The organism is Pseudomonadota bacterium (assembly GCA_018823135.1).
GTDB lineage: Bacteria > Desulfobacterota > Desulfobulbia > Desulfobulbales > CALZHT01 > JAHJJF01.
Map to the genome: position 1 here is coordinate 45,084 of JAHJJF010000065.1, position 22,115 is coordinate 67,198.

A 22,115-nucleotide genomic window follows, 5' to 3' on the forward strand; every position below is an offset into this window, starting at 1 on the left:
ATCAGATGACCTTGTTCAGCGAGTATTCGATGATTCCCTGAGCGCCGGTTTTTAAAAGCTGCGGGACAAGATCGCGCACCTTTTGTTCAGTAATCACCGTTTCAACGGAATACCATTTCTTCTGATACAGATGCGCAATTGTCGGAGCGTTCATGCTTGGCAGGAGAGCAATCACCGCGTCCAGCTTTTCTTCAGGAACATTCATTTTAAGACCGACAATCCGGTCAGCATTCAGCGCCCCTTGGAGCAGAACGGCCATATTCTTGATTTTTTCCTGTTTCCAGGGATCTTCCCATGCGGTTTTATTAGCTATGAGCTGGGTGTTTGAAGTCATCAATTCCTTGATAATCCGTAATCCGTGGGCACGGATCGTGCTCTCGGTTTCAGTCACTTCAACAATGGCATCGGCAAGGCCTGATACAACCTTGCCTTCCGTTGCCCCCCAGGAAAATTCGATATCAACGTTAATACCCTTTGCTTCGAAATACTTCCTGGTAAAATTCACCAGCTCCGTGGAAATCTTTTTACCTTCAAGGTCTTCAAGCTCCTTGATATCGGAATCACCCGGTACTGCAAGCACCCACCGGGTTGGCCGCCTGCTGACCTTGGAATAGATGAGATCGGCGACCACCACTACATCAGATTCATTTTCGCAAATCCAGTCCTTACCGGTAATCCCGACATCAAGCACCCCTTTTTCAACATATCGTGACATTTCCTGGGCGCGGCAGATGGAACAGGCCAGTTCAGGATCATCAACTTCCGGGAAATAACTCCGCGATGAAAGCTTGATCCGCCAACCGGATTTTTCGAACAGCTCGATAGTTGCCTTCTCCAGACTCCCCTTGGGAAGCCCCAGCTTCAATACATTCATTTTTTATATACCTCCCCGGGATCAAACACCGGTTCATCTTTAACAATAAATTTTTTATCTTCCACCCTGCGAAAAAAACAGCTGCCATATCCTTTATGACATGCGGCAGATCCCAACTGCTCCACCCGATAGACCACGGTGTCCTCATCACAATCCACCAGGACTTCCTTTATCAACTGATAATGCGAGGAAGTTTCGCCCTTCAGCCAGAGCTTGCTCCTCGAACGACTCCAGTAATGCGCCTTGCCGGTCTCCAAGGTCTTTTCCCAGGCTTCTTTATTAATATAGGCCAGCATCAACACCTCGCCGGTTTTATAGTCCTGCACTATGGCCGGCAGCAGGCCGCCGCCTTTTTCAAATTGCAATTCATCCATATTTTTCCCAGCCGATCCTGGATGCTTTTGAAAAATATCAAAGGAAAACAGCTTTGCCTCCCCTGATATCCATGATTGGAAATACCGCTTTTTAAAAATTCTCGGAAATCTTACTACTCGCCGCCTGCTGGCTCCTTTTCCGGATCCTTTTTTCGTTCCTGCAAGACTTCATCCGTTCTTTCATTTTTCAGGTAATTGATGATACACGATGACCTGAACTTACAATATTCTTCCTGGTGATGGCAAACTGCATCTTCAGACTTGATGTTTTTTTTATATTTTTCACAGATTAGATCCAACGTTATTCACGATTTGAGAGTGCTGAAACCGCGCCCTGCTCTCACCAACCGCCTCCCTAGAATCCGCAGTCCTTTTAACTCCCCTCGAAACAAAGCGCCTGCGGTTTTCACAAGACCGACAAAGTATGCTTATCTTGCTGATTTGTCAAGTCTTCAGGGTAATAGCATGTATATAACATTGTTTATCTCACCGGCAAAAAAAATTGACTCCAAACAACCAAATCGGTTAAATTATTATCTTTTTTATAAATAATAATACATTATTCCTCGTCCAACACGCTTCGAACTGATTCATGCATCCCGTGGCCCATATTTTTTTTGAATGACCCAGAGGCAACCGGCACCAAACCCATATGGAAGAACTAACCGATAAAATTACAAAGACAAACAAAACTTTTGCCGCCATAAAACAATCAGCAAACCAGCTGATGAATCACTCGAATATGTCACAATGGTGTCATGTTGAATTCGATTCAATTCGTCCCGTAGTCTTGAAACAACTCAATCTACCTAATGATCTTGAACGGGTCTGCAGCGAATGCCGGGATATGGCAAAATCAGTCCAGTATCACCTTGAAGAACTGGAGTACATTTCTGATGATATCAGGACCGACATCAACCACAAGACCATAAATCCTCAACAGGCTCTCACCCGCACATTGGAATATGAAAAAAAATGCACGGGCCTGTCTCAACTTGTTCAACAGCTTGAGGACACAGGCAGGCCTCTTGCTGATTCCTACGAACAGGTATTAACCGCACTGAACTTCGACACTCTTATCAAACTGTCGCAGACCGCACCGGACGTTAAAGAAGGAATATTTTTGGACGGTTACAGGATATACCTCATAGTCACCGAAGAGGATAATTCCAGAAATAATGATGAAAAATTATCTGCGTTTGCCGCCAAAGCAGCAAGACTCGAAAGCCTCCTTGAAACAGTTGAAAAGCCCGATCTACCAGGACTTTCCGGAGCGATCGTCGCACATAACGTCAAAAAGGTGCTTGTGGTCATCAGAACACTTAAGGCCTTTTTTGACGATACAAAATTGGAGTTTAAGGACAAACTCACCGCAGTTGATACCATAAAAAAAGAAATCACGACTCTTTTTGAAAACCCGAATCTGCCGAAAATAATTCCATCCCTTGACAAAATAATTCAGACGCTGGGCAAACATATTTCGGAATTTCAATACAAGGAACATATTCTGGATGAACTGCAAACTGCCTCGGAGTTACTCCACGACATCAATACATTCCAGTCGGTAATACGCCAAGCCTTTCTCCAGGACCTTCGGCAACAGGTTCAGTCCCCTGGGGCAGCCCTTAATCCCGAAACAATCAGCGTGGCAAAGGCAGACGAATTCTTTTCAGGATTTTTCGGGCTCATCCGCACCGTTAAACTGCTTATTTTGTCAATTTCCGGCACACCGGTAATCAGCGAGGCCGAACTTGAAGAAAAACTCTCTCAAGCACTGAACGCCTGCACTACTTTTTACGGTAACGACAAAAAAGCCATTGAAAAAATGACAGCCTTTATCGATGTCTTCCTGCAGACATACCAACAACCATTTCCCTACAATGGACTCTTTACACTTTTCAAACACGCCATTGTCGATTACGGCGACCGCGTTGAAAAATTTTTGTTCAAATTCAAACTAACTAAAGAAAACACTCCCCAGGAAGAAGCGGGCTTCTTTTCTAAAGTCACGCCCCTGCCTCCTGATCTTGGAAAATTAATTGCGAGGATCAACAAACAATCCCAACAATTTATCCAGTCCTAGAGTCAGGTATACCGATAGGTTCTGCCATTCAAAATGGTCCCAGTGCCAATGGCGCCTGTCATTAAGTCCTTGACCGATACCAGGGAGGTTGAAAAACCATTGCAAAAAAGAGTTCTTTGCCGTTATACACAGTACAAAAAAGTGCGCTTAAGTTGGCAGCACAAAAAAATCAGTAATCTGGACAAAAATGCCTGAAAAGGCATCATCCAACTGATTCGGCACCAATTATCCTATAAAAACTTCCGGCAGGCCGTTTGATTCGGTCCCGGTGGAACGCCAAATTATCGTGGGGAATATCAACATGCAACGAGCCAAACTGAAAGATTTCGTAACAGTAATCTATGAAGGAGTACTTGAAACCGGGGAGATATTCGAATCTTCAGCCGACACAGGGCCTCTTTCATTTATCACCGGTAACAAGGAGGTATTACCGGCTTTTGACCAAGGGGTTATAGGGATGACCATCGGAGAAACAAAAACCATCCGGGTCGAACCAGAGGATGCCTTCGGCCCCAGAAACGAAACCCTGATCCATACCTTTCCCCCGGAAACTTTCGGAGACAACAAAGAGATCAAACCGGGCATGATTGTCGGCATGACAATGGAACAGGAGGGGCAGCCTCGCCAGGTACCGGCCCTTGTTGTGGAAGTTAAAAATAACGGAGTTGTGGTTGACTTCAATCATCCGCTTGCCGGAGAGGTGCTCACCTACCAGATAACGCTCCAGAGTATTGATGAGAGTCCGGGCGCATCAAGCAACGACTCCTGATAAAAAAACCCATGACCCGAAATCCTTATGCCGTAGCCTTGTCCATTGCCGGCTCCGACCCTTCCGGCGGTGCGGGCATCCAGGCCGACATCAAGACCTTTACAGTGCTCGGGGTCTACGGCGGCGCGGCAATCACCTGCCTCACATCCCAGAATACCAGGGGGATACGATCCTTTCAACCGATCGCCGCTTCCTATGTGACGGAACAGGTAAAGACAGTACTTACGGATCTTCCTGTGTCCCATATCAAAATCGGCATGGTGGGCAACGCTGAAATTGCTCGAGCCCTGAGCCTGATCCTGGCTGATTTCAATGGCGAAATCATCTTTGACCCCGTCCTTGCCGCCACAGGCGGAGAGCCCCTTTCAGAAAACAATCTGATCAGCGCCCTGCACGATGATCTCCTGAAAAGAATTACCGTAATCACACCCAACATAATCGAGCTTGAAAAACTTACATCTCATCCTTGTCCGGACAAAAATCAAGTGCGGCAGGCAATGGACCTGTTGATGGACCGTTACCCAAATATCCGTGCGGTAATAACCAAGGGAGGGCATTTAAAGGAAAATGAAGATACGATAATCGACATGCTGGTATTGAAAAATAACCATGCCCAGGACCGAAATGAATTCATTGCCTCACACCCGAGAACAAAGGGCATTGAATTTCATGGAACCGGTTGCACTTTCGCCTCGGCTTTCACGGCTTTTCACATGCATACCGGAGATTATCAACAGGCCTTTTTCAAAACGGTTGATTTTATGGATCGCCTTATTGCGCAAAGCACTGAAATGAAAATCGGCCAAACCATGCAACCCCTTGCCACGCATCTCCTGAAAGGATGAGTCCCGCGACAATGCAGCTAAAAAACAAGTGGTCTGTATTGATGTTTCTTGTTTTGTTTCTTTTGCCGATTGCAGTACATGCTGGTTCCGAATCTGCAGAATGCAAGAAACTCTCCTATAAAGTGACTGATTCCCCGAAAAATTACTCCGTTTACGCAGATATCTACGGAATCATCACCTTCACGGACATTCAATGCGCAATACAGATCAGAAACACCGATCTTTGCGCAACCGAAATGGCAACTTTCGACGCAACTGCAAAGGTATATGATATTGTCTCAGGCAGGGAACTTGAGATGTCAAAATCTTTCTTTGTCGTCGAAACTCCTGGTGAGACAAGGATTACCGCCTTTGAGCGGAAAAACGATGCAGAAATTCACATTACAGATAAAGGCGGCGGGCGGATTATTACTTTCGATCAATTAACAAATTATGCTCCGTGATCACTGGCTTTGAATTTATAGAAATTCATCGACACTTTTTCTTTTCTCTCTTTTTATCCAATTCCTCCAGACGTTTGGCAAGTTCCTCACTGACGGCGACCCTTCCTTCAAGAACACAGCCACGTCTGCCCGGAATACATTCTGCATGCAACTTTCTGCAGAAATCCGTTCCGAACTCATAGTTTTTACAAGAAAATGTCATCTTTTCGCACCACCTGTCCTAAAAAACCTGTACGCCTTTTTTTTACAATAAAAGAACTCATTATCATGTAATTGCGGAACGATCGCTGAATAGTCCCGATGATTTCCCAAAAAAAAAGCCCCACGATACTAACCGTGGGGCTTATATTTTATCAGGTCGAAAAAAAATTATAAGGCTACAACATTTTCAGCTGCCGGGCCTTTCTTACCATCGACAATATCAAATTTTACTTTCTGCCCTTCTCGCAAGGTTTTAAATCCATCGCCCGAAATCGCTGAAAAATGGACAAAGACATCTTTTCCGTCTTCCGCTTCAATAAAACCAAATCCCTTAGACTCATTAAACCACTTTACAGTACCTTCTGACATTTGATTTACTCCTTTATTCATAATAACAAAATAAATTTACACAGATTTTTCATAGTAAAAAAAAGAACGCACAGCCGGTTAAGGGTACTGCACATAGCTATAATAACTACGAAAAACTGCTCTACATTGGGGCGATACTACCAGATAATATTTCAAGAAGCAACACAAAATAAAGAGGCAATTCATTGTTATCCTTTAAATATACATACGATATCAAACACTCCAGTTCTGATGTCACATCATCCTGATACGACCGCAATCCGGGCATATCCAGGTCGGGCCGTTACTCATGCCCCATTTGTTTTCTTCAAAACATTTTTCACAGATCTGGAAACCGCAGAGACAATTATAGCAGTAAGGTAATTCACGCCCACAGCAATGACAGCGAAAAATCCTGGGGGTCCCCCTTTTCCGCCTGGTTCTGTTTTCCCCCTGACCGTCCATCATTGTTTCCCTGATTCCCTTTGCAGCTCCGCATCAAGCCATGCCAGATAATCCACATTGCCCGAAAGCACTGGCACGGCAAGTATTTCCGGAACATCATAGGGATGAACTGCCTTGATCGCCGATTCAAGGGCCGGATAGATGTCCTGCCGACTTTTAATCACACACTGATACTCCTCAGCCTGTTCCAGCTTGCCCTGCCACCAGTATTTGCTGGTTACGGGTCCGACTATCTGAACACAGGCCGCAAGCCTCAGGCCAAGGATTTCATCGGCAATTTTTTCTGCATCAGCCCGTGTTTCCACAGTTGTAATAACCTGGATATACCTTGTCATGCTCCCCTCCCCAGACGCCTCAAAACATCTTTTCCCGGAGGCTTTGCTATATAGCCTCACGCTAACCATGTTTAAGGAATAATCCAATCAGCCGATTTTGACTTCTACTTTTTTTGGTTTTGCCGGTTCCACCTTGGGAAGAATCAAGGTCAGTATGCCGTTTTTTATGGTTGCTTGAATTTTTTCCTGGTCGATATTTTCGGAAATCGAAAATTTTCTCAGAAAATGGCCGACTTCATATTCGCGGAGCAACACTCTTTCCCCACTCTTTTCCTCGACATCCTGGGTACCTTTTATGGTCAGAATTCCTTCGTCAAGATCTATATCAACCCCTTCCTTTTTTACTCCCGGCATTTCCGCCTGCACCGTCACCGCAGCCTCGGTTTCGAAAATATCCACGGCCGGGATAAAACGCCTCACAGGCTTGGTTGACTCGGCGTTTCCTGAAACTTCCTGCTTTTCCTGTACACGCATTTCTTTTTCAGTCATATGATTTCCTCCGCTCTTTACGACACGTTAAGACATAAAGTCCCGCATTCCGTTAATCCACCCGAACAGTAATTTTCCTGGGCTTTACTTCTTCAGCCTTGGGCAATGTTATTGTCATTAATCCGTCAAGGGTCTTTGCCTCAATCTTTTCAAGATTAATCTTGGTGGGCAGCGTGACCGCGCGACTGAAACGGCCGGTTTCGATTTCCCTTCTGTGGTAGGAATGTTTCTGTCCGGCGGTGCTTGATTTACGTTCACCCTTGATTGTCAGGGTTTCACCTTCAATGGAGATGTCCAGATCAGCAGGATCAACGCCGGGCACCTCTGCTCTTACCAACACGGTGTTTTCATCTTCTGAAATATTTATCGCCGGATACACCGTCACCCTTGGCAGAAATCCATAATCATCGGCGCCTCCACTTGACAACCTCTCCATTTCACGCCGCATTTTCTCAAAATCCGCCCATGGATTATGAAAAGGCCTGTCCATGAATCTGATAATCGCCATAACTTTTTCCTCCATGTTTTCTTGCTGTTTATGATTATCCAAAAGCGGGTCCGTTTAATCACGAACCCGCTTCTGCTTCATTTACGGAATCAGGCTTAATGGACTTTCACATGAGTTATTTTCTTTCTGTCCGCTTCAACCTTTGGAAGAGTGATATCAAGGACGCCGTTGGTATATTTGGCGTCTATCTTGTCTCTATCAACTTCTCCCGGCAATCTCACTGCCCGGTAAAAAGAACCGAAAGAACGTTCAACTCGATGATACCGTTCGCCGGACTCCTCCTTTTCATGTTTCTTTTCACCTTTGATAACCAGCATGTCCCGATCAATGGAAATGTCGATATCCTTGGGCTCAATACCCGGCACTTCCGCTTTGACGGTGATTTTGTCATCCGATTCAAGCAAATCAAGTTGAGGGTTCCAGTCAACTTCCATATCCGGAACTAATTCGGAACACCAGTGCGGGATCTAAATGGTACCAGGCCTGTCATTTCACCTCACCCCCTTTACATTAATCACTTGATATTGTTATATGTTTTTTTCCTTTTTAAAAAATAATTATCCCGGAAATCGTTGTCAAGATTACCAATCCTTCCTGGTAATATTTTTTTATCGGGATCTTCAAACCACAATGAACGGCTCGACTGACAGCATAGACATGAAATCCAACAAAACGGCTTCCATGGAAACGAATTAATATTTTCGTGAAAAGCAGGATTTAGGGTATCATCCCGATGAAAAATCATGTATAGTTGCTCGCCTTAAAGTCAAGTTTAATTTGTAGTGCACTACACTCTCACTTTCGCGAAACATCCAATCATAGCGACAAGACAAATCAGGAGGTTACACATGAAACTTATTTTACTGGGCGCCCCAGGCGCCGGAAAAGGAACCGTTGCCAAACTACTTACAGCCCTTGACGGATCGGTGCAGATTTCAACCGGAGATATTCTCCGCGGCGCGGTGCAGGCCGGAACGGAACTTGGGAAAGAAGCGGAAGGCTACATGAACCGCGGCGATCTTGTCCCTGATTCATTAATCATGGGAATCATGGAAGGACGCCTGCAGGAATCTGACTGTAAAAACGGCTTCCTGCTGGACGGCTTCCCCCGGACAATTCCCCAGGCAGAGGCCTTGACCCAACTGCTCAAAAAGCTGAAGATCAAACTGGACATGGTTGTCGATATCCAGGTGCCCCGCGATGTCATCTTTGATCGTCTCTGCACCCGCCGCACCTGCGAAAATACAAGCTGTCAGGCCATTTATAATATAAAAAGCATGCCTCCGAAAAAAGAAGGTATCTGTGATAAATGCGGCAGCGCCATCGTTCAACGTGCCGATGAGACCGAAAAAGCAATCGGCCATCGCCTGGACACCTACAATGAAAAAACCGCGCCCCTCGCAGGTTTCTATGAAAAAGCCGGCCTGCTGAAAAAAGTCGTCGGCACCTCAAGTGACATTGTTGTCAATGCGATCAAGAAGGAACTGGGCATCTGACAAGCCTCAATTCCTTTAAATATGACAGTAAAGCGGCTCCTTCTTATTTAAGACTGGGCCGTTTTTTTTAAGGGGATTTGAACGTCTATAAGACTCTTGCAAGCTGAGAAAAGCCTTCAATCTGCTAGATAAAAGAATCCCGGGCCGCTTAATGAGTGGCCCTTGACACTACCTTGCAACAACCAACCCCGCCGCAAAGCAGCGTGGTATTCGGTTGACTGAAACAACTTTAGTTGCTGCCTTAGAAGTTCTTTGTATTGACTAGGTTGACCTGTTTTCACATAATTCTGAATGAACTTTTTCACTCAGAATCCCCTTCAAGTAATCTTACGAAAAAATTCTACTTCCGGGCATCGCTATTTTTCGGGGGGTAAGCTTTGCTCCATAATTCAGGTCAGTTATTTGTTGTCATTTTCTTGATGTAAGTCTCTTGCAGGAAATTGTCTCGAAACTTAATTTCATCAGCATAAAAAGAATGATTTATATAAAAGAGTATGCAACATAGCACGATTGCAACCGCAATCTTTTTCATCTCTCTTTTCTTCAGGTATTCAATGAATCGATTTAAGAATAAGGCTGCAAAAAGACATAGAAAAGGTACTGCCGGTGCTCGATAACGCGAACTAACAAGCAACATCATTCCAGAAATCAGATAGATGGAAATAATTCCATACAACGGAATCAGCTTCTTCCTTTCAGAAAACATAATGATAATCCCCAATAGACCTAAAGTGGAAATCAATCCGTATCGGATAAACGGCAGAGCCTTAGTCTCCTGATATTCTATAAATGGAAAAAGAAGATAATGTATTTCATATTCATGAAAAAACAGCTGGAACTTCTGGATTTCCAGCAATAAGTAACTGAACGGATCAGAAAAAATATCTTTCAGGGTTACCGATACCCAGTACCTGGCCGCCTGAGAGGGCAATAAAGCCTTCCCTGATAAAATGTCTGCTGCTTTCCTGAATTTTTCATGTTCACCGTCTGGCCCCCAGGAGCCCTGTATTTCATAGGGAAGGTGCTTCGGAAAAAACGGGCTTGAACCTTTCGAGTTGCCATGGAAAAACACCTTGCCGTAATCCGCTGTCACCAATACAAAATCATTAAACTTGTTATAATTTCTGATGGTCACAGGGCTGACCACAGCAAGTGTTATTAAGACATATCCTACCGATAGAATACAATTTTTTTGTGCGGATATTCTTTTCTTAAGAACAAAAAAGAATGTCAATAACGCGACCGGGATAAATAAAACAAAGTTAGGTTTTATTAATATTGATATCCCGGAAAATATTGCTGCCAGCAAAACATAGACATACAACTTATAATCGTTTTGCTTCGTTACAGTAAAACTCATCAAAACCATTACCGTCAGAAGCGTAAACAACTCATAAAAGACCAGAGGTTCCAATGATAATTCCAGGGCAATGCCATTGCCGTAGCAGGCATACAGGAAAGCGCCAACCAGACCGACTCCTGTGTTTTTAATTATCTTTCCCAAGCGAAACAACAACAGAGTATTGCAGGTGCCGATTAATGCATGAAGAAATTTTAATGTTTGAATATCCGTATTAAAATACTTTTTGACTGCTGCCACAAAATATAAATAAAATGGGCTTAAATCCAAAAGGCGGGTATTAATGTCAATGCCGTTTATTAACTGATCGGCAAAATATGGATACTTTCTGAATACAAAAGGGATATCAATATAAATCAGAAAAAAAACTCTTAAACCCAACGCAATAAGAATCAGTATCGTGACAAAAAAGAGATCTTTTACTATACAATTTAATTTCAAGATAAATGGCTGATAGTTAGCGATAGGATTATAAAAAACAGCTTTTCATCGATTTTTTTTAAAAAAAACTCGACTTTGCCGGACCAAAAAGCAACCTATCACACCCTTGCTCCAATTTCAACTCCGGAATATTTCCGGTACTATTCATGCAAATCCCACACCAGCAAAGAACTACCACGCCGCAGAATAGCGAGGGCGGTTCTTTACATTTGTCGGATCAAATCGTCCCATAGAATCTTCATTCCCTGAAAATCCGTTACAACAGTTGTCATTTTGACTTTAAGTGTGGCTACCAGGAACTGGCGGAAGATTAATGGTAATCAGATATTTAAATCATCTTCTTGGATATTCAGAAAAAGTCTGGCTTTCTTAAAAGAAATAATTATTAATGGAACCCATGAAATCAGAAATTCCACAACAAAATGCAGACATAACCGTCATCGGCGGCGGCCTTGCGGGCTGCGAAGCCGCATGGCAGGCGGCAAACCGCAACTGTTCGGTAATCATCTATGACATGAAGCCGAATAAATTCAGCCCGGCCCACGTCTCACCGAACCTTGCGGAACTGGTCTGCAGCAACTCTTTACGCTCCGCAGATATTCACTCCGCCGTGGGGCTGCTCAAAGAGGAAATGCGGCAACTCAACTCGCTGATCATCGCCACCGCAGAAGAGACGCGAGTGCCTGCCGGCAAAGCCCTGGCCGTGGACCGGGAACAATTTGCCGAGTCAATCACCAGGCAAATCCAGGACCACCCGCTGATCACTGTGGTGCGGGATGAAATAACCGCAATTCCCCAGAGCAAAGGGCCGGTGATCATTGCAACCGGGCCGCTGACTTCGGATTCTCTGGCAGAGGCCCTTGCTGTTCTTGCCGGAGTCAGGCACCTGGCTTTTTATGATGCAATCGCGCCGATCATCGCTGCTGACTCCCTTGATTACAACACGGTATATGAGGCCTCACGCTACCAGGAAGGCCCGGGGGATTATCTCAACTGCCCGATGAACAAGGAGCAATACATAAATTTCATTGAGGCTGTTCGCAACGCCCAGAAAGTGCCGCTCAAGTCTTTTGAGGAACAAAAATACTTTGAAGGATGTCTGCCAATAGAGGTGATGATTGAACGGGGCGATGAAACCCTTCGCTTCGGACCGTTGAAACCCGTAGGTTTACCAGTCCCGACAACCGGTGAAATACCCTATGCCGTTGTACAGCTTCGCCAGGAAAACCGTGAAAAATCAAGCTACAACATGGTGGGCTTCCAGACCAAACTCACCTATGCCGAACAGAAACGGATTTTCTCGATGATTCCGGGAATGGCTAAGGCGGAATTCCTCCGCCTGGGAAGCATCCACCGGAACACCTTTGTCTGTGCCCCGGCAGTGCTTGATCCCACGCTGAAATTCAAGGGAGCAAACAATATATTCCTTGCCGGTCAGCTGACTGGAGTGGAAGGATATGTAGAATCAACCGCCATGGGAATCCTTGCCGGAATAAATGCCGCACGGTCGGTGCGGGGTGAGGATTTCATTGTCCCACCGGTGGTTACAGCGCTGGGTGCACTTGTCTCGCACCTCACCAATACGGAAGTGAAAAAATTTCAGCCCTCAAATGTTAATTTCGGGCTTTTTCCGGATTTCACCCAAAAAATACCTAAAAAATTAAGAGGACAATACCGTGCAGAAAATGCCCTCAGAGCATTGCAGCAATGGATTCAAGAAAACTCCATCAATACAGGAAGTTAAGGGTTATCATCCCAGTAAAAATCACTCTGCCGACAGGCATTCTGCACCCAACCTCTTAATTTTATCAGGCCCTGTTGATGACAACGAAACTTTTTACGAATGCAACAAGGATTCTAAAATGAATACCTGGCTCTTGATTCCCTTTCTTGTCTTTACCCTTTGCTTTTTCAGTGTAAAAGAAATCAATGCGGCGCAAACTCCAGCCTTGCACAGGATTAAAATATCCTTTGACCTTGAAGCACCATCCTTTACCGGTGCCTCGTTTATCGAACTGCCACCGGATACCAGGGCAGTTATTCATTTAGGAGACCTGACTATCCTGGGTTTTTCCTATACCGGCTCCGGTTTCACTTTAGACGATTCAAAGAAAACCCTTTCCCTGGAACCTGCCGCAAAATCCGAAATCGTCTCCATTTCATTTGAAAAAAAATTAGCCGATGAAAACGGCATGCATGGCAACCTGGTCAGCAAAGCAGGCATAACTTTAAGCGGTCACTGGCATCCGGTGCTTGATCTTAAGGCAATCCATCAGCTCACCGCAACGGTCCCTGAAAATTTTGAAGCAATCGCCGAGGCCGAGGAAATAAAACAGACCTCAACCCCGCGGGGCAAAGAATTTGAGTTCCTTTTTCCGTATCCGGTCAATGACATTCATTTCACCGCCGGCCCCTATGTTATCGCACAAACTCCTTTCGGCAACGGCAAAGCGCTTTACACCTATTTCTTCCCGGAAGATAAAGACCTTGTTGCCGAGTATCAGGAAATGGCACTCTCGTATCTTGACCGCTATGAAAAACTCATCGGGCCATATCCCTACAATCGTTTTTCCGTGGTGGAAAACCGGCTGCCAACCGGCTTTGCCATGCCGACCTATACCCTTCTGGGCCAGGCAGTGGTGCGCCTGCCGTTTATCACCCAAACCTCCCTTGGCCATGAGGTAGTCCATTCCTGGTTCGGAAACAGCGTTGACATTAATTATGCTCGCGGCAACTGGGCAGAAGGCCTGACTACTTATCTCGCCGACCACCTGTATGACCGGGACAAAAACGAGGATGCGGTTTTCCGTAAGAATCAACTGATAAAATATGCCAGCTATGTGAACAAGGACAATGCCATTTCCTTGAAACAATTCACCTCCGCCTTCCATCTCGACCCTACCCAGCGAGCCCATGCGGCGGTGGGGTATTCCAAGAGCATGATGGTCTTTCACATGCTCTACACCAAGCTGGATGATGAGGTGTTTTTCAAGGCAATAAGCGATTTCTACACGAGAATGCAGGGCCGCGATGCGGATTGGGACGACCTTAAAGCAAGTTTTGAGAAAGTCACCAGTTCCGATATGAACCAATTCTTTTCCCAATGGCTTGAGCGCACCGACATCCCGAAACTTGTCGTGCTTGACCTCAAATCGGAAGAAAGAGACGGTAGACCCGTTCTTCTTTTCAAACTTGTCCAGGAAAACGAAAACGCCTACATACTCGAAGTACCGATGCTGATCAAAACCATGGGCGGAGAAATCCACAAAACAGTTTCCGTCACTGAAAAGGAAACCCCGATTGAAATCCCCCTGACCCAGACCCCCCTTGAATTGATAATCGACCAAAACTACGACCTCATGCGCCAACTCACCGGCAATGAACTGCCGCCCGTATGGTCACGCTTCCTGGGAGAACCCCATAAACTTGCGGTGGTCAAAGACAAGTCCGAGAAGACGATTTATGGGCCGCTGCTCGAGATGTTTCACTTTGAAGAAGGCCATGTGATCTCTGCCGCGGAAACAACGGATGAACTGCTTGCCGGGCATTCGGTGATATTCATGGGTGCCGATCTGGCGCCGGCCCGGGCAATCTTTGCAACCGCAGGCCACGAAGAATCCGGCTTCACCCTTGATGTCCGGACCAATCCGTTAAATATCGAAACCACTGCGATATTGGTCAGTGCCTCCACAGACAATGAGCTTAATGCCGCCCTGGGGAAACTCAAGCATTACGGCAAATACAGTTATCTGCATTTTGAAAACGGCCGCCTGCAATCCAAGGAAACTAAAGCAACAGAATCTGGACAACGCTATCACCTGAAGCCACCCCCACGGGGGTTCGCCACCAGGCAGACCCTGGCTTTCGAGTCGATTATCAACGACCTAGCCAAGAAAAGGGTGGTTTATGTCGGAGAAAACCATACGCGCTACGAGGACCACATTCTGCAGCTTGAAATTATCAGGGCGCTGTACGAGTTGAACCCCAACCTGGCCATCGGCATGGAAATGTTTTCACGAGTCGACCAGCAGGCGATTGATAATTACATTGCCAGAAAAACCGACGAAAGAACCTTTCTCAAGGAATCATCCTACTTCAAAAAATGGGGTTACGACTATCGCCTGTATCGCGACATTATCAACTTTGCCCGCCTGCATCACGTGCCCATTGTCGCCCTCAATCTCGAAAAAGAAATTGTCAGCACAGTATTCAAGGGCGATGGGGTGTCAGGGCTTGACGGAGAGCAGCACGAGTCAATCCCTAATGACCGGGCTCTGGATATCCCCGGATATCGAGAGCGGCTTGCCGGCTTTTACATGCTTCATAGCCGTTCAGACACCGAACCGGATAAATTCAATAATTTCCTGCAATCCCAGGCCTTGTGGGATGAAACCATGGCTGAGACCATCGCCGGCTATCTTGGACAACACCCCGATGATCAAATGGTTGTTATCATTGGCCAGGGACACGCAGTGAAGGAAAATGCCATCCCGCCGAGAGTGAAAAGAAGAATTGACGTTGAACAGGCGGTTGTGGTCAATGCCGCTGATGGCGAGATTGATCCGAATCATGCTGATTATCTGGTGCACATGCCGTCTTCCTCCCTGCCCCAGGCAGCCATTCTAGGCGTTTTACTCGAGGACACCGATGCTGGCATTCTGGTTACCAAGCTTTCAGAGCACGGCGGTGCAAAACAGGCAGGGATAAAAGAAAAAGATATTATCCTGACCATAGACGGTGTGGCTGCCCCAGACATATCTGCATTAAAAATTGAAATGCTTTTCAAAAAAACCGATAAACCCGTGTTGGTAAAAGTCAAGCGGCAAGGGTCTTTCTTTTCATCGGATAAGGAAATTGATATTGAGGTCAAACTCTAACCCGACTTTCATGCCATTCGATGAGGTTTGATCGTATTGACTTTTCGAATAGTATTTGCCAGGCAATAACCGGCAGGAAATCAAATTCATATGAAACAACCGTCATCTCAATCCATTATAATTCCAGGTGTCGGTCCGGTACTCCTTGAACGAAGCAATCGCGCCAAACGGCTCTGCATTACAGTCATGCCATTATACGGCATCCGCGTCGCAGTCCCCAAGGGCATTTCTTTCAGCCTTGCACAGCAGCTCATTCTCAATAAAATCCCCTGGATGTCGCAAAGCCTTGCACGGCTCAGGCAAACAAAGATTGAACACGGCGATCTGCCGGTGAGAAACAACGCACTGAGCAGAGCCCAGGCCCGGGATAAACTGCTGTCCCGGCTTGACGCCCTTGCCAGAGAACACGGTTATCATTACAAGAAAGTTTTTGTCAAGAATCAGAAAACCCTCTGGGGGAGCTGTTCTTCCAAAAACAATATCAATCTCAATCTAAAGCTCCTAAGTCTCCCGGAAGAACTCATGGATTTCATTCTGATCCATGAACTGGTGCACACCAGAATAAAAAACCACGGGCCGCTTTTCTGGGCTGCACTGGAAGGCATCGTCCCCGATGCAGTCTCATTGAGAAAGCGTCTGAAAAGATACCGACTTCACTTTCTTGAATAAATGCGTCTTCGCCTTATCATGTTCAGAAAAGTGCCAAGCTCCGCGTTTAATCTAAAAAACAATTATAATAATTATCCCGAACCATTTAGTATAAAGATAAAATTCCACTAAAGAGGAGATGCTTATGAGGATTTTTCTTGCCGCACTGATTATTCTCAGCCTGTATGGATGCAATATGCAGCACATGACCGGAAGCGGACACGAACACCAAGGCGACAAGCATGCCAAATTCGAGGCCCATTATGCCGAAAGCCTCTTTGCGGTTACTGAAAACAATCTGTTCAGTGTTGAAATGGTGCTTAAAGGAGGGGATCTTTTCATCGGTCCCAATTCCCTTGATATTATCATTCACGGCCAGGGCAACAAAGATCTCGAAGAGGCAAGCATCAAAGTGGCCCCTTTCATGCCGGAACATAACCATGGGGTAATGGAAGAACCGGTGGTCACCGAAATCGGCGCAGGGCTCTACAATGTCGACAATGTCAATCTTACCATGGAAGGCCTCTGGGAAATCACCATAACTATTCTTGCAGGAAACCAGCTTGATAAGGCGGTTTTTTCTTTTCCCGATGTAACGCTTAAAAAAAATATGGGGCATGAAGGCATGCATTCCTCCCAGGGCCATCCTGACCAGCCGACACAAAAACCGAAAAAAATCAATCTCACCACCAGCACGGTGTCAGAGCGCAAACTGCTGAATGTTTCCTATGCAACAGACCTGAACAGGATTCCCTTGAACAAGATCCACTCCTGGACCCTTAAAATTCATGACCGAAGCGGCAAACCGGTTTCGGATGTCAAAATCAAAATAACCGGCGACATGCCGGAGCACGGCCACGGCATGCCGACAAAACCCCAAGCCACCATGGAGACCGAACCGGGTGTCTATATCATTGAGGGAATGAAGTTCACCATGCCCGGCTGGTGGGCGGTGAATTTTTATCTGGACACGCCCCAGGGCACTGATGCCGTGACCTTCAATCTCGATCTCAAATAAGGCTTGTTCCCAGGAAAACAACTGCAACGAGATTGCGAAAAATGATAAAGACTATGTTCAAAAAAATTCTCATCTCCACAGGCCTGCTGATCTATCTTTTTCCCGGAATTTCTTATGCCGCCCATCCGGATGTTCATACCTGGACTAGTGAGGAAAAAGAATTCCTCCAGTCCCTGTGGCTCGGCTCGCTCCCCCCCTTGCCGGATGACCCTTCAAACGCCTATGACACCAAGCCCGGGGCCGTATCCTTCGGAAAGAAACTCTTTTCCGATGAACGCCTGAGCGCCAACGGCAAGGTATCCTGCGCCACCTGCCATATTCCGGAAAAAACCTTTACCGATAATCTGCCGCTGGCGCACGGCATTGAGGATACCACCAGAAGATCCATGCCCCTTGCCGGCATGGCATACAGCCCCTGGCAGTTCTGGGATGGACGCGCCGACAGCCTGTGGAGTCAGGCGCTGGGACCTATTGAAAATCCGCTGGAGCATGGGATCAGCAGGACAAAATGCGCCATCATCATTCACCAGTTCTACCGCGAAGAATACGAAACCGTTTTCGGCCCCGTTCCTGAACTGGATGAAAAATACTCCGACAAAGCCCGACCCGCCACGGATAATCAAGAAATACACGCGCTCTGGAACGCCATTGACACCAAGGACCGGCAAGCGATCAGTATTTTTTTCGCAAACATCGGCAAGGCGATCGCCGCCTTTGTCCGGACAATTATGCCCAGCGCCGCCCCCTTTGATAGCTATGTTCAGGCAATTTTAAATAATGACCTTGATGAGGCGGTTAAGCATTTAAACCCCGACCAGGCATTCGGCCTCAAACTGTTTATTGGTAAGGCAAAATGCATCAACTGCCATAACGGACCATTATTCACCAACAATGATTTCCATAATGTCGGCGTGCCGGACCGCAAGGGTCTGAAAAGGGATGTCGGACGTGCCGCAGGGATCACCCAGGTCATGGCAAACGAGTTTAATTGCCTGAGTTCCCATAGTGATGCCGGACCAGGTGATTGTGCTGAACTGCAATATATCGATACCGACACGACAAAATACCTCGGAGCTTTTAAAACCCCATCCTTGCGAAATGTTGTTGACCGGCCACCTTACATGCATGCCGGCCAGTTCAAAACTATTACCGAAGTGCTGCACTTTTATCAGCAAGAGGCAAAAAAACGAACGTCAGGCAAAAACAAAGGCTTTGCCACCGACATCATACATGGCGAATTGACCGATGAAGATCTGCTTTATCTTGAATCCTTTCTTGGTTCATTAAGCGCTCCGGTTCAATCGCAGTAAAAGTCAGCGACAATTAACCAGTTGCTTGGGTTGCTGCCGAAAACTTTCATAAGGAGGAAACATGCCGCTCATCCGCGTCCAGTGCCCAGAATGCGGATCATCAGGGTCCATTGAACAAGAAAAAGTCCATAGAACCCACGGCAAGATCAAATGCCCGAACTGCAGTATGGTTTTTACGATCTCTCCGGATGAAACAAACCCAACCCCACAGCCGGATGCACCTGATGCGGCAACTTCCGATCCAGGAGAAGCAATGCATCCTCATGAAATGGAGGCCCGAGAATCAGCAGACGCCACGGATTCTTCTGAAAACGACACGCCCCCTCCACTGATTCTCACTGAAACCGCAATATATTCCACCGATACGCCTGCGATAAACAAACTGACTTTTCACGGCAACGGCGGCACGCTTTTCGGCATCCAGTTTGTAAATTTTCTTCTGGGAATTATCACTCTCGGCTTTTATCGTTTCTGGGGGAAAGCCAGGGTCAGAAAATATCTCTACAGTCAACTTGAACTCATGGACGCCAGATTCACCTACTTCGGTACCGGCAAGGAACTTTTTATCGGCTGGCTCAAGGGCATGGGGATTATCATTTTCGGGTATCTGGTGATCAACCTGCTGCAATATAGCCTGGTCAATGTCTTGAAAGGGGTACACATGGCCTTCATGGGAGTCTTTTATGTAGCGTTCCTGGCGCTGCTCGGTTTTGCAAAAGTGGGCTGCGCCAGGTATCGGCTGAGCCGCAGCTCCTGGAGAGGTATCCGATTATCCTTCCGGGGAACATTCCGGGAGGGCATCTGGCTGCATGTCTGGGGCAACCTGGCGGTGTTGCTGACTCTGGGGATGTTCTATCCTTTTCTCCAGACCAGACTGCGCGCCTATTGGTTCAACAACAGCAATTACGGCAACACGCCGTTTTCCTATGACGGCAAAGGTAAAGATCTTTTCATGCCGTTTCTCTTTGCCGTGCTGCTCGCACTTCTCACCTTTGGAATTACTTTTTTCTGGTTCATGGCCCGGCTTGAGCGCTATCACTGGGAACACACAAAATTTCCGGGAATGACCTTCAAATCAACGGTGACCGGCGGCGCCCTGTTTCATCTTATTGTCGGCAATATCCTGCTGTTTATTTTCACCATCGGCATCGCAACGCCCTGGGTTGTTACCAGAACCATGAACTTCCGATGTAAATATCTCGCATTTAATGGCCTTCCGGCGTTTGAGAAAATCAGCCAGGACGCCAAAGCTGCCCAGGCCGCTGGTGAAGGGGTTGCCGATTACCTTGACATTGATGGGGGGATATTCGATTTCGGAATAATTTAACGCGATTAACACTATGAATAAACAATGCCAGGGACATTACCTGGATGGCAAAACCGCGGCACTTGAGGCGGTTTTTGTCATCTGCACGGAACAGGGGATCGAGTTTACCGATTCAGCCGGGCATGCTCATTTCTGGCCGAGTGCTCACACCACGCAAACCCAGGGGGCCTATGCGGGAGAAAAAATCCGTCTTGAATACGGTGACGACCCTGTTCAGGCGCTGGTCATTTCAGACCGCAGGTTTCTGCTTGATCTCAAAAAAACCGGAATCGGCTCGGTAAAACCAGGGGTGAGCAGGAGCAATACCCGTTTGGGGCTTGGAATTGCCGTTACGGTCATTCTCCTGATATCCGGCTATGTCTGGGGTCTTCCGGCAGGTATCGAGACCTTTTCCAACCTGATTCCCTTATCGTGGGAAGAAAAACTCGGCGCTTCAGTGAAAGCCCAATTCGGTATCCAATTCACGGAATGCGATTCCAAAGAAACCATCCTGGCCCTTGAGCAGATTATCAAACAACTCAACGCCGCAGCCCCGGACCACCCCTATACTTTCAAGGTGAGTCTCGTAAAGAGCGATATGGTAAATGCCTTTGCAGCACCGGGCGGCCAGATAATTATTTTCACCGGGCTCCTAAAAGCCGCTGAAAATGCCGAGGAAGTTGCCGGGGTTCTGGCCCATGAAATGCAGCATATCTTACAGAAACATGCGACCAAAAACATGCTCAAAGGCCTTTCATCAACACTCATGCTGCAGATGATCTTCGGCAATCAGGACAGTTTTGCAAAAATCGCCATGCATGGCGCACAAATCCTCGATCACTTTCAATACAGCCGCAAAAACGAGGAAGAAGCTGACCAGCTGGGCTTTGAACTGATGCTGGCCGCAGGAATTAATCCACAGGGAATGATTGACTTTTTCGAGAATATAAGCCATATAGATGATCTTTCGGAAAAAATACCGCCCTATCTCTCAACCCATCCAGCCACAGCAGAAAGAATACAGAACATCATAAGCGCACTGGCGAATCAGGAAAAAAAGTCGGCGTATATTTTTTCCTCCGGGTTACAATTTCCCAGGACCAAACTCTGTGGCGATCAAACATGATGACTTCGAAAATGTCTCGCAATCATCAACTTATCACAGATGCAACTCTCTTTTTTTGATACATTTATGAGGCCCCAGGTGCTTACCGATAAAAAAATTATTTTTCTTTTCTTTGTTCTTCTGCCGATTCTTCTGCTGAGCTCCTGCCGGGAAAACTCTGACTTTCATGTCAAGGCCGTTGTCGACAAACCAGCGCCTGATTTTCACCTGAAAGATTCCAACGGTAAATACTGGCGACTATCGGATCTCCGCGGCAATGTCATTTTCCTGAATTTCTGGGCTACCTGGTGTCCGCCTTGCCGGGAGGAAATGCCATCCATGCAGGCTTTAAATCAATCCCTCGAGGGGAAACCTTTCAAAATGATTACCATTCTGGCCAACGATGACCCGAAAGTGGCTGACAAATTTCTCCAAAAATTAGGCGTAAACCTTCCTGTCCTGATTGATGAGGATGACAGCACAATCAAGGCCTATGGCGTTACCAGCGTACCTGAATCCTTTATCATTGACACCCAAGGGGTTCTCCGCTCAAGAATGATCGGCGGCAGAAATTGGGACAGTCCGGTCATGAGAAAAATGCTCCAGGAGCTCATGCCCCTATCCTGAACCGCCGGTCTTTGAAAAGAATTCATCCGGCACCACTCCACATAGCAGCCGATGACATATTTCCACAAAAAATCATTGGGCTGATGGGGCAAAAGCAGCTTGGGGGATTATTGATTGCAGCAAGCACTCAAGGGAATAGTTAAGAATAGACACTGAACAAGCAACAACACGGGGGTATTACAGGATAATTTCA

At 46.5% G+C, this 22,115-nt stretch carries 21 protein-coding genes; 13 read left to right on the forward strand and 8 right to left on the reverse strand.

Annotated features, from left to right (window positions below):
- Position 1: 1 nt before the first annotated feature.
- Together KKE17_06615 and hisI are read right to left on the reverse strand one after the other, a co-directional pair.
- The gene (locus KKE17_06615; GenBank protein MBU1709660.1) at positions 2 to 874 is read right to left on the reverse strand and encodes an ATP phosphoribosyltransferase; all 873 of its coding nucleotides are present in this window, start codon (positions 872 to 874) and stop codon (positions 2 to 4) included.
- Complete coding sequence (gene hisI, locus KKE17_06620) at positions 871 to 1,248, reverse strand: phosphoribosyl-AMP cyclohydrolase (GenBank protein MBU1709661.1); 378 nt, start codon at positions 1,246 to 1,248, stop codon at positions 871 to 873. The genes KKE17_06615 and hisI overlap by 4 nt, the downstream gene beginning before the upstream one ends.
- A 652-nt stretch (positions 1,249 to 1,900) precedes the next feature.
- On the opposite strand from hisI, the gene KKE17_06625 reads away from it, so the two are divergent.
- The 4 genes from KKE17_06625 (at position 1,901) to KKE17_06640 (ending at position 5,388) form a co-directional block, all read left to right on the forward strand.
- Positions 1,901 to 3,331 carry a hypothetical protein gene (locus KKE17_06625; GenBank protein MBU1709662.1) on the forward strand — a complete coding sequence of 477 codons (1,431 nt, stop codon included), beginning with the start codon at positions 1,901 to 1,903 and terminating at the stop codon, positions 3,329 to 3,331.
- A gap of 301 nt (positions 3,332 to 3,632) precedes the next feature.
- Positions 3,633 to 4,100: a peptidylprolyl isomerase gene (locus KKE17_06630; protein ID MBU1709663.1), complete on the forward strand. Its 468-nt coding sequence runs from the start codon at positions 3,633 to 3,635 to the stop codon at positions 4,098 to 4,100.
- 11 nt (positions 4,101 to 4,111) lie between these two features.
- Positions 4,112 to 4,945 (forward strand): bifunctional hydroxymethylpyrimidine kinase/phosphomethylpyrimidine kinase, encoded by an 834-nt coding sequence (gene thiD, locus KKE17_06635; GenBank protein ID MBU1709664.1) that lies wholly within the window; start codon positions 4,112 to 4,114, stop codon positions 4,943 to 4,945.
- Positions 4,946 to 4,956: 11 nt separating this feature from the next.
- On the forward strand, positions 4,957 to 5,388 hold the full coding sequence (locus KKE17_06640) for a hypothetical protein (protein ID MBU1709665.1): 432 nt from the start codon (positions 4,957 to 4,959) through the stop codon (positions 5,386 to 5,388).
- Positions 5,389 to 5,757: 369 nt separating this feature from the next.
- Here the strand turns inward: KKE17_06640 and KKE17_06645 are convergent, their stop codons facing one another.
- The 5 genes from KKE17_06645 to KKE17_06665 form a co-directional block, all read right to left on the reverse strand.
- Positions 5,758 to 5,958 (reverse strand): cold-shock protein, encoded by a 201-nt coding sequence (locus KKE17_06645; protein ID MBU1709666.1) that lies wholly within the window; start codon positions 5,956 to 5,958, stop codon positions 5,758 to 5,760.
- 443 nt (positions 5,959 to 6,401) lie between these two features.
- Positions 6,402 to 6,737: a divalent-cation tolerance protein CutA gene (locus KKE17_06650; GenBank protein MBU1709667.1), complete on the reverse strand. Its 336-nt coding sequence runs from the start codon at positions 6,735 to 6,737 to the stop codon at positions 6,402 to 6,404.
- An 87-nt stretch (positions 6,738 to 6,824) separates the two neighbouring features.
- Positions 6,825 to 7,226, reverse strand: a complete 402-nt coding sequence (locus KKE17_06655) for an Hsp20/alpha crystallin family protein (GenBank protein ID MBU1709668.1) — start codon at positions 7,224 to 7,226, stop codon at positions 6,825 to 6,827.
- A 52-nt stretch (positions 7,227 to 7,278) separates the two neighbouring features.
- Positions 7,279 to 7,734 (reverse strand): Hsp20/alpha crystallin family protein, encoded by a 456-nt coding sequence (locus tag KKE17_06660; protein MBU1709669.1) that lies wholly within the window; start codon positions 7,732 to 7,734, stop codon positions 7,279 to 7,281.
- A 95-nt stretch (positions 7,735 to 7,829) separates the two neighbouring features.
- Positions 7,830 to 8,168: an Hsp20/alpha crystallin family protein gene (locus tag KKE17_06665; GenBank protein MBU1709670.1), complete on the reverse strand. Its 339-nt coding sequence runs from the start codon at positions 8,166 to 8,168 to the stop codon at positions 7,830 to 7,832.
- Between the two features lie 414 nt (positions 8,169 to 8,582).
- Here KKE17_06665 and KKE17_06670 point away from each other — a divergent pair, with 414 nt between their 5' ends.
- Positions 8,583 to 9,230 carry an adenylate kinase gene (locus tag KKE17_06670; protein ID MBU1709671.1) on the forward strand — a complete coding sequence of 216 codons (648 nt, stop codon included), beginning with the start codon at positions 8,583 to 8,585 and terminating at the stop codon, positions 9,228 to 9,230.
- Between the two features lie 394 nt (positions 9,231 to 9,624).
- Here the strand turns inward: KKE17_06670 and KKE17_06675 are convergent, their stop codons facing one another.
- Complete coding sequence (locus tag KKE17_06675) at positions 9,625 to 11,031, reverse strand: glycosyltransferase family 39 protein (GenBank protein ID MBU1709672.1); 1,407 nt, start codon at positions 11,029 to 11,031, stop codon at positions 9,625 to 9,627.
- 397 nt (positions 11,032 to 11,428) lie between these two features.
- Between KKE17_06675 and trmFO the strand changes: the two genes are divergently transcribed.
- The 8 genes from trmFO to KKE17_06715 all read left to right on the forward strand — a co-directional run bounded on the left by trmFO (position 11,429) and on the right by KKE17_06715 (position 21,922).
- The gene (gene trmFO, locus KKE17_06680; GenBank protein ID MBU1709673.1) at positions 11,429 to 12,775 is read left to right on the forward strand and encodes a methylenetetrahydrofolate--tRNA-(uracil(54)-C(5))-methyltransferase (FADH(2)-oxidizing) TrmFO; all 1,347 of its coding nucleotides are present in this window, start codon (positions 11,429 to 11,431) and stop codon (positions 12,773 to 12,775) included.
- A 118-nt stretch (positions 12,776 to 12,893) separates the two neighbouring features.
- Complete coding sequence (locus tag KKE17_06685; GenBank protein MBU1709674.1) at positions 12,894 to 15,908, forward strand: ChaN family lipoprotein; 3,015 nt, start codon at positions 12,894 to 12,896, stop codon at positions 15,906 to 15,908.
- A 90-nt stretch (positions 15,909 to 15,998) separates the two neighbouring features.
- Positions 15,999 to 16,577 (forward strand): M48 family metallopeptidase, encoded by a 579-nt coding sequence (locus KKE17_06690; GenBank protein ID MBU1709675.1) that lies wholly within the window; start codon positions 15,999 to 16,001, stop codon positions 16,575 to 16,577.
- A gap of 124 nt (positions 16,578 to 16,701) precedes the next feature.
- Complete coding sequence (locus KKE17_06695; protein ID MBU1709676.1) at positions 16,702 to 17,574, forward strand: FixH family protein; 873 nt, start codon at positions 16,702 to 16,704, stop codon at positions 17,572 to 17,574.
- A gap of 53 nt (positions 17,575 to 17,627) precedes the next feature.
- A complete protein-coding gene (locus KKE17_06700; GenBank protein ID MBU1709677.1) occupies positions 17,628 to 18,884 on the forward strand; it encodes a cytochrome-c peroxidase in 1,257 nt (418 codons plus the stop codon).
- 61 nt (positions 18,885 to 18,945) lie between these two features.
- Positions 18,946 to 20,211, forward strand: a complete 1,266-nt coding sequence (locus KKE17_06705) for a zinc-ribbon domain-containing protein (protein ID MBU1709678.1) — start codon at positions 18,946 to 18,948, stop codon at positions 20,209 to 20,211.
- 13 nt (positions 20,212 to 20,224) lie between these two features.
- The gene (locus KKE17_06710) at positions 20,225 to 21,316 is read left to right on the forward strand and encodes a M48 family metallopeptidase (protein ID MBU1709679.1); all 1,092 of its coding nucleotides are present in this window, start codon (positions 20,225 to 20,227) and stop codon (positions 21,314 to 21,316) included.
- A gap of 78 nt (positions 21,317 to 21,394) precedes the next feature.
- A complete protein-coding gene (locus KKE17_06715; GenBank protein MBU1709680.1) occupies positions 21,395 to 21,922 on the forward strand; it encodes a TlpA family protein disulfide reductase in 528 nt (175 codons plus the stop codon).
- Positions 21,923 to 22,115 lie beyond the last annotated feature (193 nt).

Excerpts from the sequence above, each read along its gene's own strand:
- KKE17_06710 (MBU1709679.1), top strand. The coding sequence starts at position 20,225 with ATGAATAAACAATGCCAGGGACATTACCTGGATGGCAAAACCGCGGCA.
- KKE17_06645 (MBU1709666.1), bottom strand. The coding sequence starts at position 5,958 with ATGTCAGAAGGTACTGTAAAGTGGTTTAATGAGTCTAAGGGATTTGGT.
- KKE17_06670 (MBU1709671.1), top strand. The coding sequence starts at position 8,583 with ATGAAACTTATTTTACTGGGCGCCCCAGGCGCCGGAAAAGGAACCGTT.
- KKE17_06625 (MBU1709662.1), top strand. The coding sequence starts at position 1,901 with ATGGAAGAACTAACCGATAAAATTACAAAGACAAACAAAACTTTTGCC.
- KKE17_06650 (MBU1709667.1), bottom strand. The coding sequence starts at position 6,737 with ATGACAAGGTATATCCAGGTTATTACAACTGTGGAAACACGGGCTGAT.
- trmFO (MBU1709673.1), top strand. The coding sequence starts at position 11,429 with ATGAAATCAGAAATTCCACAACAAAATGCAGACATAACCGTCATCGGC.
- KKE17_06640 (MBU1709665.1), top strand. The coding sequence starts at position 4,957 with ATGCAGCTAAAAAACAAGTGGTCTGTATTGATGTTTCTTGTTTTGTTT.
- thiD (MBU1709664.1), top strand. The coding sequence starts at position 4,112 with ATGACCCGAAATCCTTATGCCGTAGCCTTGTCCATTGCCGGCTCCGAC.
- KKE17_06685 (MBU1709674.1), top strand. The coding sequence starts at position 12,894 with ATGAATACCTGGCTCTTGATTCCCTTTCTTGTCTTTACCCTTTGCTTT.
- KKE17_06695 (MBU1709676.1), top strand. The coding sequence starts at position 16,702 with ATGAGGATTTTTCTTGCCGCACTGATTATTCTCAGCCTGTATGGATGC.
- KKE17_06690 (MBU1709675.1), top strand. The coding sequence starts at position 15,999 with ATGAAACAACCGTCATCTCAATCCATTATAATTCCAGGTGTCGGTCCG.
- KKE17_06705 (MBU1709678.1), top strand. The coding sequence starts at position 18,946 with ATGCCGCTCATCCGCGTCCAGTGCCCAGAATGCGGATCATCAGGGTCC.
- KKE17_06615 (MBU1709660.1), bottom strand. The coding sequence starts at position 874 with ATGAATGTATTGAAGCTGGGGCTTCCCAAGGGGAGTCTGGAGAAGGCA.
- KKE17_06665 (MBU1709670.1), bottom strand. The coding sequence starts at position 8,168 with ATGGAAGTTGACTGGAACCCTCAACTTGATTTGCTTGAATCGGATGAC.
- hisI (MBU1709661.1), bottom strand. The coding sequence starts at position 1,248 with ATGGATGAATTGCAATTTGAAAAAGGCGGCGGCCTGCTGCCGGCCATA.
- KKE17_06700 (MBU1709677.1), top strand. The coding sequence starts at position 17,628 with ATGTTCAAAAAAATTCTCATCTCCACAGGCCTGCTGATCTATCTTTTT.
- KKE17_06660 (MBU1709669.1), bottom strand. The coding sequence starts at position 7,734 with ATGGCGATTATCAGATTCATGGACAGGCCTTTTCATAATCCATGGGCG.
- KKE17_06655 (MBU1709668.1), bottom strand. The coding sequence starts at position 7,226 with ATGACTGAAAAAGAAATGCGTGTACAGGAAAAGCAGGAAGTTTCAGGA.
- KKE17_06630 (MBU1709663.1), top strand. The coding sequence starts at position 3,633 with ATGCAACGAGCCAAACTGAAAGATTTCGTAACAGTAATCTATGAAGGA.